Here is a 14,914-nt window from a genome sequence, read left to right on the forward strand (position 1 = left end):
TCGGCTCGGCCTCTTAACAAAATCCTAATGACGCGGTACCGATCGGGACGAGGGCGGCAGGCCCTTCTGTCCCATCGGGTCGCGCGTCATGTCTCAGGTCAGCCTCCAGCTTCTCCACTCGCTCGCGCTGGGTTTTGCGATTTCCGGACTTCTGGTGGCGCTCTACCGTGCACTTGCCGCCAAGCCCGCGAGTTTCCGCCTGCTGCAGAGCGGCGGCGCTGCCGCGGTTCTGGCGATCCCCTTTCTCGCCTTCGCCGCTCCCGTCATCATCGTGCGCAACACGATCCGCGGCCGCCGCATCGAGAACCGCCGGTTCGAGTTCGTCTTCCTGGCAACGCTTGTGGCGCTGATCTGGAGCCTGATGTCCGGGCGTGTGCTGACCATGGTCCTGCATGCCTTCGGCCTGTGACCACCCGGCACGCCCCTGACATGCCCTGACACGGGCCCGGCGCATCCTCGACCCGTCACCAGCACGGGAGGGGGCCATGACAGGCAATCACCGCGATCGCCTTGCGATGGAGGCCGGCGACGGCCGCCTCGATTTCGATTTCCTGATGGGTACCTGGACGGTGCATCACCGGCGCCTGCGAACGCGGCTGTCGGCCGATACCCGGTGGGAGGAGTTCGGCGGCACCTGCGCTGCGCTGCCCGTGCTCGGTGGTGCCGGCAATGTCGACGACAATGTCCTGCACCTTCCCGGCGGCAGCTACCGTGCCCTCAGCATCCGCGCCTTCGATCCGGCCCGCCGGCAATGGTCGATCTGGTGGCTGGACGCCCGCGACAGCGCCATCGGGAAACCTGTCCACGGCCGTTTCTCTGATGGTGTCGGCACGTTTCTCGGCGACGACATGTGGCAGGATCGGCCGGTCAGGGTGCGTTTTCTCTGGTCCGGCATGACCGTCCATTCGGCGCGCTGGGAACAGGCCTTCTCCGCCGATGGCGGGGCGAGTTTCGAGACCAACTGGGTGATGGATTTCCGCCGGGCGCCGTGAGAGCGCCTGGCCCGTTCCGCCGACTTCTCAAGCTGGTTGGCGCCGTGCGATAGCTCCTTGGCGACACGCGCGGAGGACACCATGCCCATCTATGCCATCGACGGTATCCAGCCGATCCTGCCTGAGGGCGACAGCGTCTTTGTTGCGCCGGACGCCCATGTCATCGGCAAGGTCGAGATCGGCGCCGATGTCGGCATCTGGTTCGGCGCGGTGATCCGCGGCGACAACGAGTTGATCGCCATCGGTGAGGGCACCAACATCCAGGAAATGTGCATGCTGCACACCGATCCCGGCGCGCCGATGACGATCGGAACCGGCTGCACCATCGGCCACAAGGTGATCCTCCATGGCTGCACCATCGGCGACAACACGCTGATCGGCATGGGGTCGACCATCCTGAACAATGCGAAGATCGGCAACAATTGTCTGGTCGGGGCCAATTCCCTGGTCACCGAGGGCAAGGAGTTCCCCGACAATTCGCTCATCGTCGGATCGCCGGCACGGGCCGTGCGCACACTCGACGAGGCCGCCATCGCCCGGCTGAAACTGTCGGCGGCCAGCTATGTGAACAACGCCCGGCGCTTCAAGGCGGGCCTGAAGCCGGTGGGGTGAACGCCATGCCTGTCGTCGACTTCTACTACGAATTCGCCTCGACCTATTCCTATCCCGCGGCCATGCGGGTGGAGGAGGTCGCCGGCAAGTCCGGCGTCACCGTACGCTGGCGACCGTTCCTCCTCGGGCCGATCTTCGCCGAAGCCGGCTGGACCACCTCGCCGTTCAACCTGATCCCGGCCAAGGGGCGGTATATGTGGCGGGATCTGGAACGGATCAGCGCGACCATGGGCCTCCCGTTCCAGAAGCCCGATCCCTTTCCGCAGAACAGCCTGACCGCGGCGCGGATCGCGACGGCCCTGCCGGACGACGGCGCGCGCGCGACTTTCTCGCGCGCCCTCTACCGGGCCGAATTCGGCGAGGGCCTGTCGATCGCCGATCCCGAGGTTCTGGGCCGCGCGCTGACGGTGGCCGGCGTCGAGCCCGCGCCGGCGATGATCGCGGCGGGATCAGACTCCGTGAAGCAGGCGTTGCGCGCCACCACCGAGGAGGCGAAGGCCAAGGGCCTGTTCGGTGCGCCGAGCCTCGTCACCGCCGACGGGGAACTGTTCTGGGGCAATGACCGGATCGAGGAGGCCGTGGCGTGGGCGCGCAGGACCGGTTCGGCCTGAGATGGCCCCGTCCAAAAAGGTGACGGCCGGCCCTCGTTCTGAGGTACCGGCCGTCTGTTCGCGAACCCGGTCTGGGGACGGGGAGGGGTGGGACGTGACCGAGGACGCGAAACGGGACTAGCGGGTGGCGACGGCGGCGGGCGCGCGGCCCGGCCCGACGGTCACCCAATGATTGGGATCGTGGGAGGCCTGCCGCTTGATGAAGCGGTAGCCGGTCTGGTTCCAAAGGCGGATGTCGTTCGTCTCGTTGTCGAGCACATAGTCGCCGCGGTCGGTGCGGACGGTGAGGATGGCGTGGCCGTCGCCCTGGCGGTCGCGGACGACGGTGATGAGCAGGGCGCTGGCCGGAAAGCCGGCTTCGATGAGCAGCTTCTTCTTCAGGAGCACATAATCCTCGCAGTCGCCACGCCCGGATGTCGGGTAGGTCCAGCGCTCCTCGGTGCCGTACTGGTCGATGTCGGTGACAGGCTCGATGGCGGTGTTCACATGGGCGTTGATGCGGATGAGCGTCGCCCAGGTGTGGCGGTCGGCGCGCACCAGGTCGATACCGCGCGGCCGATCACGGCATTCGGCGGGAAAGTCCCGGCAGAACTGCCGCCAGCCAATCGGCGACGTTGTCGCGCCCTGTTCGTTCAGGAAGGCGAGGCGATCGCCCGACCCGGCCCGGGCGGCCGGCATCGCGGCGACGAAGCCGAGCGCCAGGGCGCCGAGCATGGCACCCCATATCTTCATCGCCCTCCAGGTGGTCTGGCCGTTCATGACGTGTCCCTCCGTCGTTGGCTGGACACTGACAGTCGGGCTTTGCGGCGGGCTGAAACGAAACAGTGAAAGACGACGGGTTTGCGTCACCACTCGTTCAGTTTAACGGGGCGTGGATTTACCCTGTGGGTTCACGCCTAGATCGGGTCTCCAACACAAGCCCCTGATAAAACAGGCTCATTCGGTGCGCGATAGGGATCGGGAGATGGTCGCTGCGCGGCGAAACGCCGATGATCGCGGGCAAGTGTAAATGCGCACAGGCGCTGGGTCTGCTTGCTGTTAACCGCCGTTTCAGCACGTCGGCATCCGATGCCCCGGGGACGGGCGGAAAGGGTTCCGCTTCCGACAGGGCCGGGGCCTGAACGGCGTGGCCCTTCAGCGGGCGAACATCACCGGTTCGGCGTTCGCCTTGAGGTCGGCGCCGAGTTCCTGGCCGAGGGCAAGGATGGCCTCGATCGGCTGCTGGCCGGAGAATTCGATGGCGACGCCACGCTCTAGGATGCGCACGACGCGTGCCATGGTGCGGGAGATCTGCACGATGTCGCCGGGCTTGAGGTCTTCGGCGCCACCGATCGCCGCGCCCGACAGGGAGATGTCAAGTACACGCACCGGCACCTTGTCGCCGAGCGGCGTGGTGATGGTGGTAAAGGGGTTGCGCGGAATGACGCGCTCGTGGCGACGATCTTCCGGCAGCCCGAGGATCTGGCGGTTGGCCAGCCAGGTCAGCTGGTCGGCGAGCTTGTCGCGCTTGCGCAGCGAGGCTTCGATGGTCATCGAGAACCCGGTCTCGGTGGCGCGGACGATCATGCCCTCGATTCGGCCGATATGGTCGAGATAGGCGATGACACGCTCGCCCAGCTTGCCGACCACGGGGGCAACGATGGCGGCGCCGCCCGGAGACATGTCCACGACCTGACAGGGGAATTCGCGGCGATCCGACAGCATGAAGCGGCCGAGCACGTCCACGCGCACGCGCTGGAAGCGACGGTTCTCTTCCGAAGATGGTCCGGACAGGACTTTCGCGAGCGCTGACATATTCGACGGGGTTCGAGGACGATGCGTCAAAGATTAACGGCTGAGCGTTAACGCAGTGTTGCAAAGCACCTCATCAGGCCACATTACCGCCCTGAATGATACGCAGTGCCGGTCGCGCGGAAAAGGTCATCGCGGTCGGTTGCACGGGGGACGTGGCGGCAAGCGCTGCGGGGTCTTGCCAGGTCGGCCAGACCAGACGGATCGTCTCGATCTCGATGCTGGCGAGACCGTCGCGTCCGATCCAGTAAGGCAGCTCGGCGGCACTCATGGCGCCTATCAGACGGGCTCCGAGGCGCCCGCGATGGACGAGCGGCAGAAGGATGGCCTCGAGCGCCATGCTGCGCCCGGCCGTGCTGGTGGCCGAGAGCTGCATCAGCATGCCCGCAGGAGCTGCCAGCGCATCACCCAGGGTGCCGGTCACCGCCTTGCGCGCATCCGGGGTGAAGACGTCGAGGAAGCCGGTGCCCTTCAGTTCCCCCGCGAAGAGCGTGCAGGCCCTCGAACCGGCGAGACGGTAGATGAGGCTGCCGTTGCGATCGGTTTCGAGGACGATCGTATCACCGAGAATCGGCGCGATCGCACGGGGATCGATCTCGGTGCGGTCGGGAGCCGGTCGGCCGGCACGCAGCTGGTCCCAGTGGGCGAAGAGGGTGCTGCTGGCGGCATTGTTCATCATGGGCCTCGTCTGTGCCGATCCGGGACGGAAAATGCCCGGATGCGAAGGATCGAGACGTGATCAGCACCGCCTGTGCCATGGCCCGGCGAGGAGGATAGGGTTAACCCTTGGTTTCCGCGTTAGGGTTAAGAAAGGGTTTCGATTGCCGGCGGCGCATGGCGTGTGGTTCGGTTCGGTCGTTCCACGAATTCGGTACGCCGGTCTTGACTCCCGGCGGATCGCTCAACTTCAGGCATATCTCCGGGGACACGAGGAGATGGAGACGTGACCTATCGGGAATGGTTCGCCATTCCCCACGTTCCAGCCGGGGGAGATCGTCAGATCTCCCCCTTTTTTTGTCCTTGCGGTGCCCGGTGGGGTCCTGCGGGTTGTCGCGCACCCGGGCAGCTCTCGACACGGGGGCCGCCTTGGCTCTAGTGAGACCTTCCCGCAGGCGATCCCCCGGCAGTTCTCCTTGTCCGAACGCGAACCGATCCTCAACATTCCCGGCGTGGTGACTGCGCTCAGCCTGGCGATGATCGTCATCCATGTCGGGCGCCTCTTCCTTCTCAGCGACGATGCGGACCGCGAGGTCCTGCTCACCTTCGCCTTCATCCCGGCCCGGTTCGAGCCGTCGCTGGCCGGCACCTGGTTCCCCGGCGGCGCGGCGGGGGACGTGTGGACCTTCGTGACCTACGGCTTCCTCCATGCCGACTGGACGCACCTCGCTGTCAACGTCCTCTGGCTCGCGGTGTTCGGGTCGGCGGTGGCGCGTCGCTTTGGCACCCTGCGCAGCCTTGTCTTCTTCGCCGTCACGGCGGCAGCAGGCGCGCTCGGCCATCTCCTGGCGGTCGGGACCGCCTTCGTCCCGGTGATCGGCGCTTCGGCCGCCGTCTCCGGCTTCACAGCCGCGGCACTGCGCTTCGTCTTTCAGGCGGGCGGCCCGCTCGGCCCCAGGCGCGCGAGCGGAGAGGATGCCTACAGGGTGCCGGCGCTGGGACTCGCCGCCATGGTTCGCAACGGTCCGGTCATGGGGATGGTGGTGGTGTGGATCGGGGTCAATGTCGCTTTCGGCGCAATCAACCTGCCGATGCCGGGCTTCGAGGGCCAGATCGCCTGGCAGGCGCATCTGGCGGGGTTTGCAGCAGGACTTTTTCTCTTCCGCTTCTTCGATCCATTCCGCGCCGGCTGACGGTGTTGCGCTGCACACCTGACGTCTTGTCTTCATGCGGGCCAAGGCGAATACTTCGGGCCCGGGCAACCGGAGCATGACAAGGCGGGGCCGCCCGCGACGGGCGTCCCTCCGCGACCGGAGGCAGATCATGAACGTGAAGAGCATTCTGGACGCCAAGGGCAGGGCGGTCGCCACGATCGACCCCGATGCGACGCTGGCGGCTGCGGCCCATCTCCTCGCCGAGATGCGGATCGGCGCCGTCGTGGTGACGGGGGCGGGCCATTCGGTGGCCGGCATCCTGTCTGAGCGCGACATCGTCCGCTCGCTGTCCGATCATGGGGCGAAGGCCCTCGATCGCTCGGTGGCGGATACCATGACCCGCAAGGTGATCACCTGTGGCGAGCAGGATTCCCTCAGCCAGCTCATGGAGAGCATGACTGACGGCAAGTTCCGCCATCTGCCGGTGGTCGAGGGGGGGCGCCTCGTCGGCATCATCTCCATCGGCGACGTCGTGAAGCGGCGGCTCGCGGAGATCGAGAGAGAGCACAACGCCCTCAAGGAATATGTGACCAACGCCTGAGCCGGGTTGTCAGCTCACCGCCTTTAGCGCTTCGGCGAGATCGGGCAGCAAGCGTTCGGTGGCCTCCTCGCCGAGGGCGATGGTTTCGGCGGCGCGATGGAACTCGAACAGGCCGATCTTCGACAGCCGGGGGCCGATCAGGATGTTCGGCGGATCCCCCGCCAGTCGCTGGCGGGCGATTCGCTCCTGGGTGGCGTTGAAGGCCTTGGCCATCACGGTGGGAATGCCGGGGGCGCGGGCCACGGTGATGCGGCTGTCGATGGGCCCCGGCTCGGTGTCGAGCGACATGGCGGCGCGCAGCGGCCGCGCCAGTGCCCGGCCGATGCCGCGGCCGAGACCGCGTCCGATGCCCTTACCCAGATTGACCACCGCCCTGACGCGCGGCCGGCTCTCGACCAGCGGCTGGGCCTCGTCCTCGGGGCTGGTGCCGTGGTCCTGGATGACGGTCGAGCGGCCGAGGGCGTCGGCATTGAGGCTGACGGCGATGACCAGGCGGGCGCCGAGGGCGCGGGTGACGGAGACGGGAACCGGGTTCGACAGGGCGCCGTCCATCAGCCAGCGACCGCCCACCCGGACCGGCGGCAGGATCCCCGGCAGGGCATAGGAGGCGCGCAGGGCCGTCATCAGCCGGCCGCGCGTCAGCCAGATCTCGTGGCCGGTGCCGATCTCGGTGGCCACCGCGGCGAAGCTGATCGGCAGCGCCTCGATCCGCGTCTCGCCGATCTCCCGCTGCAGCAGTTGCGCCAGCCGCGAGCCGCCCATCAGGCCGCCGCCGGAAATGGCGATGTCGACGAGCGCGATGACATCGCGCCGCTTGAGTGACAGGACCCAGTCGGAGAAGGCGTCGAGTTTGCCGGCCGCATAGAGCCCGCCGACGGCGGCGCCGATCGAGGTGCCGGCGATGACGTCCGGCTCATATCCGGCGCGTACCAGAGCGCGGATGATGCCGATATGGGCGAGGCCGCGCGCGGCGCCCCCGCCCAGCGCCAGACCGATCACGGGCCGCGGCGGCGGGGTTAGGGTGCTCTCGGCGAAATCGGCGGGTTCGGCCTCGGGCCGACCGCGGCGGCGCAGCGTCAGCATGGCTCAGCCGAAGGCCGGGCGCAGCCGCTCGGCGTCGCGCGGGACAAGCCGGACATCCTCCAGCGCGCCGCCGGTGGGAATGGCGCGGTAGAAGCAGGTCTTGCGGCCGGTATGGCACGAGCCGCCGTCGCCGCCGACCCGGACCTTGAGCCATACGGCGTCCTGGTCGCAGTCGACGCGCATTTCGACCACCGTCTGGATCTGGCCGGACGTGTCGCCCTTGTGCCAGATCACGCCGCGCGACCGCGACCAGTAATGGGCCTCGCCAGTCTCGATAGTCAGGCGCAGGGCGTCGGCATTCATATGGGCCACCATGAGCAGTTCCCCGGTCTGCGCATCGCTGGTCACCGCGGTGATCAGACCATCGGCGCCGAAGCGGGGGAGGAGACGGTCGCCCTCCTCGATCTCGATCTTGGAAGGTGACGCAGGGGCCTGCGGGGGGCATTCGGCGCACATGGCATGGGGTCCGCGGTCGGCAGTGGCTTCAATCCTGTCAAGTCTTCTATCCCGCCTTGTGGACAAGCCCAAGCGCCAAGATCGGTGGAAGTGGCCGGCCACCACCGCGTCAAGGTTAATGAATGGTTCGGCTCGTCCCGGGAGAGGCCGGCAGTTATTTTGCGGAAGTCCTAATTCTCCCGGAGACCCCCATGAGCGAGCAGCGAGACCTTTTCGCGAAGTCCGGCATCGTCGACCAGACCGAGCTCAAGGCCAATGCCGCCCTCTATGCGGCCCGGGAGAAGGCCGCCGCCCCCGACGGCGACGTGGCGCCGATCATCACCGCCTCGCCGCGGGTCATCCGCCAGGGCGGTGCTGCGGCGGCGCGGGCCCTGCGCGAGAAGCTGGTCGCCGAACAGCAGGCGGTCGTGGTCGAGGCGGCCGCGCGCTTCGCCCGGCGCGATGCCGAGGGCATTCCGGCGCGCTCGATCCTGCGATTCCGGCTGAGTGACCTGCCGCGGCTGATCCGCCCCGATCGCGATCCGCAGAAGCCGTCGCGCTGAGGCGCGTGTTCCGTTAGCGCTCCTCGAAGCTTCGCCGGCCGCGCACCTGTCGGGCGGCTTTGGCGGGGAGCGCCGCGACATGGCCGACGGCCATGGCGGACCATTGCGCCAGCGCCGGCGCATCGAGCCCTTCCGGGTCGACATAGACGTAGCCCTCCATCGGCTTGCCGCGGACCTCCATCGATCGTGTTCCCGGGCGGGCGAGCGCCTCGGCGTGCCGGTCCTTGCCGACGCGCAGCAGCAGGCCGCTTTCGGACAGGGCCGCTACCATGTTGCCGCCGAGCAGCACGGCCGTCCCGCCGAACATGGCGATGCGGCTCGTCGATCCATGGCGGCCTGCATCGGCCTCGATCAGCGTGAGGATCGTCTGGTCGTCCATCATGGCCTCATTCTCCCGAACGCCGCGGTGCCGCCCCCCCGGGGCCATCATCGGCTGGGTGTCGACACGGTCCGCTGCGCGACCCGTCTTACCATTGCGGCGCGAAACGGCCTGATGCTAAGAGGCGCAAACCGCTTTTCTCGTTCCAACGGGTGATTTCCGCATGTCCGTCGATCAGGCGACCGTCCGGCGCATCGCGCATCTCGCGCGCATCGCCGTGACAGACGAAGAGGTGCCGCACCTCCAGGGCGAACTCAACGCTATCCTCGCCTTCGTCGATCAGTTGAACGAGGTCGACGTCACCCATGTCGAGCCAATGACCTCCGTCACTCCGATGGCGATGAAGAAGCGTCAGGACGTGGTGACCGATGGCGGCATCCCGGACCTCATCGTCGCCAACGCGCCCGAGCGGGAAGGCCATTTCTTCGCCGTTCCCAAGGTCGTGGAGTAAGCCATGACCGACCTGACCCGGATGACCATCGCCGAGGCCCGCGACGGCCTGACGAAGAAGAGCTTCTCGGCCGCCGACCTGACGCAGGCCTATCTCGCAGCCATGGAGAAGGGCCGTAAGCTCAACGCCTATGTGCTTGAGACGCCCGAGAAGGCGCTCGCCATGGCGGCGGCTTCCGACGCCCGCATCGCCAAGGGCGAGGCCGGGCCGCTGGAGGGCATTCCGCTCGGCGTGAAGGATCTGTTCTGCACCGAGGGCGTGCGGACCACCGCCTGCTCGAACATTCTCGGCAATTTCATCCCGCCCTACGAATCCACCGTCACTAGCCATCTGTGGCGCGACGGCGCGGTCATGCTCGGCAAGCTCAACAACGACGAATTTGCCATGGGCTCGTCCAACGAGACCAGCTGCTTTCCGGCGCCGATCAATCCGTGGCGGCGGCAGGGTTCCAATGCCGGCGCCGGCCCCGGCGGGATCGACGCCACGCCCCTCGTGCCCGGCGGATCCTCGGGCGGATCGTCGGCCGCCGTTGCCGCCATGCTCTGCGCGGGTGCGACCGCGACGGATACGGGTGGCTCCATCCGCCAGCCGGCGGCATTGACCGGAACGGTTGGCATCAAGCCGACCTATGGCCGCGTGTCGCGCTGGGGCATCGTCGCCTTCGCCTCCTCGCTCGATCAGGCCGGACCCATCGCCCGCGACGTGACGGATGCCGCCATGCTGCTGCGCTCCTTTGCCGGCGCGGACGCGAAGGACACGACCTGCGTTGATCGCCCGGTGCCTGACTATGCCGCGGCGGTCGGCAAGTCGATCAAGGGCATGACGATCGGCATTCCCCGGGAGTACCGCATCGACGGCATGCCGGCGGAGATCCAGAAGCTGTGGGACGAGGGCGCCCAGATCCTCAAGGAGGCTGGCGCCACCCTCGTCGAGATCTCGCTGCCGCACACGAAATATGCGCTTCCCGCCTATTACATCGTGGCGCCGGCGGAGGCCTCCTCCAACCTCGCCCGCTATGACGGGGTACGCTACGGCCTGCGCGAGCCCGGCAAGGACATTGTCGACCTTTACGAGAAGACCCGCGCCAGGGGCTTCGGCAAGGAGGTCCGCCGCCGCATCATGATCGGCACCTACGTGCTCTCGGCCGGCTATTACGACGCTTATTACGTCCGCGCGCAGAAGCTCCGCACCCTGATCAAGCAGGATTTCGAACAGGCCTATGCCGCGGGTGTCGATGCCATCCTGACGCCGGCGACACCTTCCGCCGCCTTCGGAATCGGCGAGAAGGGTTCCGCCGATCCCGTCGAGATGTATCTGCAGGACATCTTTACCGTGACGGTCAACATGGCGGGCCTGCCGGGTATTGCCTTGCCAGCCGGTCTCGATCCTCAGGGCCTGCCCCTCGGCCTGCAGCTCATCGGGCGCGCCTTCGACGAGGAGACGCTGTTCTCGGTGGCCAGCGTCATCGAGAAGGCCAAGGGCCGCTTCCCGGTCTCGGACCGCTGGTGGGGATGAGGTGATGATCGCTGCCCGGGCCGTCGCCATCGCGTGCCTGACGGTCTTCGGGTGGCTCCTGTGGATTTTCGCCGCGCTGCTTCTGGTCTATCTCGCCATGGCCTGGCGTTCGGGCGATCCGGCGTTCAAGCTCGTCTATCTCGCGGTGATGGCGATCGCCGCGGTGGCGACGGGTTTCGTCAGCCGCCATCTGGCGCGGCGGATCGAGGCGGGTCGCTAGCGGCGACGTGTTTCAACGTGTTCCACACGCTCTTTTAAGGGGCGATCGACCATGCTCCGCGGGTTCGGTTACCGCGGCGGGGCTTCATGTCATCGATCGATACGTCTCACGACCTTCCGATGGGTCAGGGAAGCCTCGCGCGGCTCGTCGCGCTGCCGCTGTTCGCCCTCGCCATCTTCGTCTCGGCCTTGCTGCTGTTCTCGGTGCAGCCACTGTTCACGAAGATGGTGCTGCCAGTGCTCGGCGGCACGCCGGCGGTCTGGTCGGTGGCGATGGTCTTCTTCCAGGGCGTATTGCTGGCCGGCTACGGCTATGCCCATCTGCTCAACCGCCATCTCGATCCGCGACGCGCCATCCTCGTCCATCTCGGCATGATGGCCCTCGTCTTCGCAGTCGCCCTGCCGATCGCCCTGGCGCCGGGCTGGGGCCGGCCGCCCGCGGAGGGTGAGGCGCTCTGGCTCATCGGCCTGTTCGCGGCCTCGGTGGGGCTTCCGTTCTTCGCGCTTGCCGGCAATGGTCCGCTTTTGCAGGCCTGGTTCGCCCGGACAGGCCACCGCGACGCTGCCGATCCCTATTTCCTCTATGGCGCCTCCAATCTCGGCTCGTTCCTGGCGCTTCTGTCCTATCCTTTCGTGATCGAGCCGCTGCTGTCGCTGAAGACCCAGTCCGCCGTCTGGGCCGCCGGCTTCGCCGTACTCGGTGGCCTGATCGCCCTCACTGCTGTGATCCTTGGCCGGACCGTCCGACAGGAGATGGTCCCCGCCACCAGTCGCCCCGCTGCGGCGCCGGTCGCCTGGTCGGAGCGGCTGACCTGGATCGGCCTGGCGGCTGTGCCCTCCGGCCTGCTGGTCGCGCTCACGGCGCATCTGTCGACCGATGTGGCCGCGGTGCCGCTCCTGTGGGTCCTGCCGCTGGCGCTGTTCCTCCTCACCTTCGTGCTTGCCTTCCGCGACGGCGGCTCCGGCCTTCACCGCCTCATGGTCACTGGTCAGCCGGTGATGCTGGTCGGTGTCATCGTCGCCCTGCTGGCCAGTGCGAACATCCCATGGCCGCTCGCGGCGGCGCTGCATGTCGGCTTTTTCTTCGTCGCGACGATGGTCTGCCACGGCGAACTCTACCGGCGCCGCCCGGCCACAACCCATCTGACCGAGTTCTACGTCATGCTGTCCGTGGGCGGGGTCATCGGTGGCATTTTCGCCAGCCTCATCGCGCCGGCCCTGTTCAACTCGATCCTCGAATATCCGGTCCTCGTCGTCGCCGCCGTCCTCTGCCGGCCGGGCATGGGCGAGGCGCTGGCGCGTCTCGGATGGCCGCGCTTGATCGCCGCCTTGGCGCTTGTCGCCGGCCTCGTGGCGGTGCAGGCCCTCGCCGGCGTGACCGCCAAGTCGTTGCCGGTCATCGCCTATATCGCCCTCATGGCCGGAATTGCCGGCATCATCCTGATCGGCCGGCAGAAGCCTTCGCTGATGCTGGCGGGCGCGCTCCTCTTCGTCGCGGTCAGTCAGGCACCGGTCATGCCTGCGGGTACCCTTGCGCGCGAGCGCTCCTTCTTCGCCGTCCACGAGGTGCGGGAGACACCAGACGGACAGGGACGCCTGCTGGTGCATGGCATCACGGTCCATGGGGCCGAGCGTACCCGCCATCCCGACGGCCGTCTCATCGACGGGCACCCTGAACCGGCAAGTTACTATCATCGCGGCGGTCCCTTCGGCGAGGCCATCGGCGCGTTGCGCGCGTCCCGGCAGGGCAGGCCGCTGCGGGTCGCCGCGATTGGCCTGGGGGTCGGCTCGCTCGCCTGCTACAATCAGCCGGGCGACTCCTGGACATTCCTCGAGATCGATCCGGTCGTGGTCCGGATGGCCCGCGATACCAGCCTCTTCCGGTCGCTGACGCGCTGTGCGCCGGACGCGCCGGTGGTGATCGGCGACGGGCGCCTGACGCTTGGCGATCAGGCCGGCCGGTTCGACCTCATCGTCGTCGACGCCTTTTCCTCCGACGCCATTCCCGTGCATTTGCTGACGCGGGAGGCTTTTACAGGCTATCTCGACAAGCTGGCGCCGGACGGGGCGATCTTGGTCCACATCTCCAACCGCAACATGGATCTCAGCCCGGTCGTGGCGGCCTCCGCTGCCGCCCATGGCCTGACCGGCGGCGTTCGCCATGGTGTGGCGGAAGGCGGCATGCGCGATGCTATGACCGCCCCGGCCATCGTGGCCATGGTGGCGCGCGACGCGAGGCATCTCGGGTCCATCGCCGATGCGCCGACCTGGCCGCCCCTCGTCGTGCCGAATGGTTTCCAGACCTGGACCGATGACTATTCCAACATCATCGATCCGATCATCCGTCGATTCCGCAAGCCCTGAGGGAGGCGGCGCCCGCATTGGCGCGGGCGCCGCCGGGGTCCGGCGCGACGGGGGCGGCGGCCGGTTCCCCACGGGCGGAGAGGGCGTCCGCCCGTTGGCAATACGGGGCGCCCAAGGTGATGGATGAAGCCTAACCGGCAAAAAGCGCGGTTCAGCGACAGCCTGTCGCATCCAAAGGGGGCTCTTTGGTGTAGAACCAGAAACTGCTTGGTGCGGGAGGCTTGATGGTGGCGGTCGGCGCCGATCTCAAGGACGCGCTCGCGCGCTGCGCGGGCGGGGACAAGGCCGCCCTCAGGATGATCTACGAGAGCGAATGCGCCGCGATGATCGGCGTTGCCGCGCGCATCGTGAAGCGTCGGGAACTGGCCGAGGAGGTCGTTCAGGAGGCCTTCGTCAAGATCTGGCGCAATGCCCACCGTTATGACCCCGGCCTCGGCCCGGCCAAGGCCTGGATCTACGCCATCGTCCGCAACCAGGCCATCAATACGCTGCGGAGCGGGCGGCGCGAGGATCTCGTCGACGAGGTGCCGGAGGATGCAGGCTCGGTGGTGGAAGCCTATGCCGCCGCCGAGCGCCTGCCGGACGGCCAGGCCCTGCGCCGCTGCCTGGAGGGGCTCGAGGCCCGCCGCCGCACGAGCCTCCTCATGGCCTATGTGGACGGCTTTTCCCATGGCGAGATCGCCGGCCGTCTCGGCCTGCCGCTCGGCACGGTGAAGGCCTGGATCCGCCGGTCGCTGCTGGCGCTCAGGGAGTGCATGGGATGACCGACGACCTGATCGCCACCGCCGGGGAATATGTCGCCGGACTGATGTCGCCGGAGGAGCAGGAGACCTTCGAACGGCTGATCGCCAGCGACCCCGTGGCCCGCAGCGCCGTCGCGGACTGGCGCTCGCGGCTTCTCGCCCTCGACGAGACCGCGCCCCGGCTGACGCCCTCCGCAGGCCTGTGGCCGGCCATCGAGACGGCTATCGGCGCTGCGCGTCCGGGACAGGCGAAACCCGGCTGGTTCGCGCGCCTCTGGCAGGATGTCTCCGCCCTGAGGCTCGCCACGCTCGCGGGGGCTGCGGCGGCCCTGGTCATGGCAGTGCTTCTCGTCACCCAGCCGTTCGGCGGCGCGGGCAAGCCCACCGTCGTCGCCGTGCTCAACGCACCGAATACCAGCGAGGCCGGCGCCATCGTCGAGGCTTTCGCCGACGGCCGTATCCGCGTCGTGCCGCTGCGCGCCATTCCGGTGCCGGAAGGGCGGGTGCTGCAGGTCTGGACCCTGTGGGACCGGCAGGTCGGTCCGCGTTCGGTCGGCCTGATGGAGCGGGCCGAGGCGCGCGACTACGCGACATCCGGCATGCCGCGGCCGGTCGACCAGCAATTGTACGAGATCACGCTGGAGCCCGCGGGCGGCTCACCGACCGGGCGGCCGACCGGGCCAATCCTCTATGTCGGGCGGGGTGCGACGCCGCTGTAAGACCGTCGGCAGGGCGTAGCGGGGC

19 protein-coding genes are annotated in these 14,914 nt (G+C 67.8%); 13 read left to right on the plus strand and 6 right to left on the minus strand.

Annotation, left to right across the window (positions count from 1 at the left end; translation table 11 throughout):
• Positions 1 to 88 precede the first annotated feature (88 nt).
• The 4 genes from Q0C57_RS10475 (at position 89) to Q0C57_RS10490 (ending at position 2,215) form a co-directional block, all read left to right on the plus strand.
• Positions 89 to 409, plus strand: coding sequence for a hypothetical protein (locus Q0C57_RS10475; protein WP_296575992.1), 321 nt, complete (start codon positions 89 to 91; stop codon positions 407 to 409).
• 76 nt (positions 410 to 485) lie between these two features.
• The gene (locus tag Q0C57_RS10480; RefSeq protein WP_296575995.1) at positions 486 to 992 is read left to right on the plus strand and encodes a DUF1579 domain-containing protein; all 507 of its coding nucleotides are present in this window, start codon (positions 486 to 488) and stop codon (positions 990 to 992) included.
• 81 nt (positions 993 to 1,073) lie between these two features.
• Positions 1,074 to 1,604, plus strand: coding sequence for a gamma carbonic anhydrase family protein (locus Q0C57_RS10485; protein ID WP_296575998.1), 531 nt, complete (start codon positions 1,074 to 1,076; stop codon positions 1,602 to 1,604).
• Between the two features lie 5 nt (positions 1,605 to 1,609).
• A complete protein-coding gene (locus tag Q0C57_RS10490) occupies positions 1,610 to 2,215 on the plus strand; it encodes a 2-hydroxychromene-2-carboxylate isomerase (RefSeq protein ID WP_296576001.1) in 606 nt (201 codons plus the stop codon).
• 117 nt (positions 2,216 to 2,332) lie between these two features.
• On the opposite strand, the gene Q0C57_RS10495 is transcribed toward Q0C57_RS10490, so the two are convergent.
• The 3 genes from Q0C57_RS10495 to Q0C57_RS10505 form a co-directional block, all read right to left on the minus strand.
• Positions 2,333 to 2,974, minus strand: coding sequence for a transglutaminase-like cysteine peptidase (locus tag Q0C57_RS10495; protein WP_296576004.1), 642 nt, complete (start codon positions 2,972 to 2,974; stop codon positions 2,333 to 2,335).
• 375 nt (positions 2,975 to 3,349) lie between these two features.
• Entirely contained in the window at positions 3,350 to 4,009 is a 660-nt protein-coding gene (locus tag Q0C57_RS10500; protein ID WP_296576007.1) for a PilZ domain-containing protein, read from the minus strand.
• Positions 4,010 to 4,082: 73 nt separating this feature from the next.
• Complete coding sequence (locus Q0C57_RS10505) at positions 4,083 to 4,685, minus strand: PAS domain-containing protein (RefSeq protein WP_296576009.1); 603 nt, start codon at positions 4,683 to 4,685, stop codon at positions 4,083 to 4,085.
• Between the two features lie 454 nt (positions 4,686 to 5,139).
• On the opposite strand from Q0C57_RS10505, the gene Q0C57_RS10510 reads away from it, so the two are divergent.
• The gene (locus Q0C57_RS10510; RefSeq protein WP_296576011.1) at positions 5,140 to 5,856 is read left to right on the plus strand and encodes a rhomboid family intramembrane serine protease; all 717 of its coding nucleotides are present in this window, start codon (positions 5,140 to 5,142) and stop codon (positions 5,854 to 5,856) included.
• 130 nt (positions 5,857 to 5,986) lie between these two features.
• Positions 5,987 to 6,418 carry a CBS domain-containing protein gene (locus tag Q0C57_RS10515; RefSeq protein ID WP_296576013.1) on the plus strand — a complete coding sequence of 144 codons (432 nt, stop codon included), beginning with the start codon at positions 5,987 to 5,989 and terminating at the stop codon, positions 6,416 to 6,418.
• A gap of 9 nt (positions 6,419 to 6,427) precedes the next feature.
• On the opposite strand, the gene Q0C57_RS10520 is transcribed toward Q0C57_RS10515, so the two are convergent.
• Together Q0C57_RS10520 and hisI are read right to left on the minus strand one after the other, a co-directional pair.
• Positions 6,428 to 7,501, minus strand: a complete 1,074-nt coding sequence (locus tag Q0C57_RS10520; RefSeq protein WP_296576015.1) for a patatin-like phospholipase family protein — start codon at positions 7,499 to 7,501, stop codon at positions 6,428 to 6,430.
• Between the two features lie 3 nt (positions 7,502 to 7,504).
• A complete protein-coding gene (hisI, locus tag Q0C57_RS10525) occupies positions 7,505 to 7,957 on the minus strand; it encodes a phosphoribosyl-AMP cyclohydrolase (protein WP_296576019.1) in 453 nt (150 codons plus the stop codon).
• A 191-nt stretch (positions 7,958 to 8,148) separates the two neighbouring features.
• Here hisI and Q0C57_RS10530 point away from each other — a divergent pair, with 191 nt between their 5' ends.
• Positions 8,149 to 8,499: a hypothetical protein gene (locus tag Q0C57_RS10530; RefSeq protein ID WP_296576022.1), complete on the plus strand. Its 351-nt coding sequence runs from the start codon at positions 8,149 to 8,151 to the stop codon at positions 8,497 to 8,499.
• Between the two features lie 13 nt (positions 8,500 to 8,512).
• Here the strand turns inward: Q0C57_RS10530 and Q0C57_RS10535 are convergent, their stop codons facing one another.
• Positions 8,513 to 8,881 (minus strand): TfoX/Sxy family protein, encoded by a 369-nt coding sequence (locus Q0C57_RS10535; protein WP_296576024.1) that lies wholly within the window; start codon positions 8,879 to 8,881, stop codon positions 8,513 to 8,515.
• Positions 8,882 to 9,041: 160 nt separating this feature from the next.
• On the opposite strand from Q0C57_RS10535, the gene gatC reads away from it, so the two are divergent.
• The 6 genes from gatC (at position 9,042) to Q0C57_RS10565 (ending at position 14,889) form a co-directional block, all read left to right on the plus strand.
• Entirely contained in the window at positions 9,042 to 9,329 is a 288-nt protein-coding gene (gatC, locus tag Q0C57_RS10540; RefSeq protein ID WP_296576027.1) for an Asp-tRNA(Asn)/Glu-tRNA(Gln) amidotransferase subunit GatC, read from the plus strand.
• A 3-nt stretch (positions 9,330 to 9,332) separates the two neighbouring features.
• Positions 9,333 to 10,844 (plus strand): Asp-tRNA(Asn)/Glu-tRNA(Gln) amidotransferase subunit GatA, encoded by a 1,512-nt coding sequence (gene gatA / locus Q0C57_RS10545; RefSeq protein WP_296576030.1) that lies wholly within the window; start codon positions 9,333 to 9,335, stop codon positions 10,842 to 10,844.
• 4 nt (positions 10,845 to 10,848) lie between these two features.
• Positions 10,849 to 11,064 (plus strand): hypothetical protein, encoded by a 216-nt coding sequence (locus Q0C57_RS10550; RefSeq protein ID WP_296576033.1) that lies wholly within the window; start codon positions 10,849 to 10,851, stop codon positions 11,062 to 11,064.
• A 119-nt stretch (positions 11,065 to 11,183) separates the two neighbouring features.
• Positions 11,184 to 13,427: a fused MFS/spermidine synthase gene (locus Q0C57_RS10555; protein WP_296576036.1), complete on the plus strand. Its 2,244-nt coding sequence runs from the start codon at positions 11,184 to 11,186 to the stop codon at positions 13,425 to 13,427.
• 224 nt (positions 13,428 to 13,651) lie between these two features.
• Entirely contained in the window at positions 13,652 to 14,191 is a 540-nt protein-coding gene (locus Q0C57_RS10560) for a sigma-70 family RNA polymerase sigma factor (RefSeq protein WP_296576038.1), read from the plus strand.
• Positions 14,188 to 14,889, plus strand: coding sequence for an anti-sigma factor (locus Q0C57_RS10565; protein WP_296576041.1), 702 nt, complete (start codon positions 14,188 to 14,190; stop codon positions 14,887 to 14,889). The genes Q0C57_RS10560 and Q0C57_RS10565 overlap by 4 nt, the downstream gene beginning before the upstream one ends.
• Positions 14,890 to 14,914 lie beyond the last annotated feature (25 nt).

Source organism: Phreatobacter sp. (genome assembly GCF_022843985.1).
GTDB lineage: Bacteria > Pseudomonadota > Alphaproteobacteria > Rhizobiales > Phreatobacteraceae > Phreatobacter.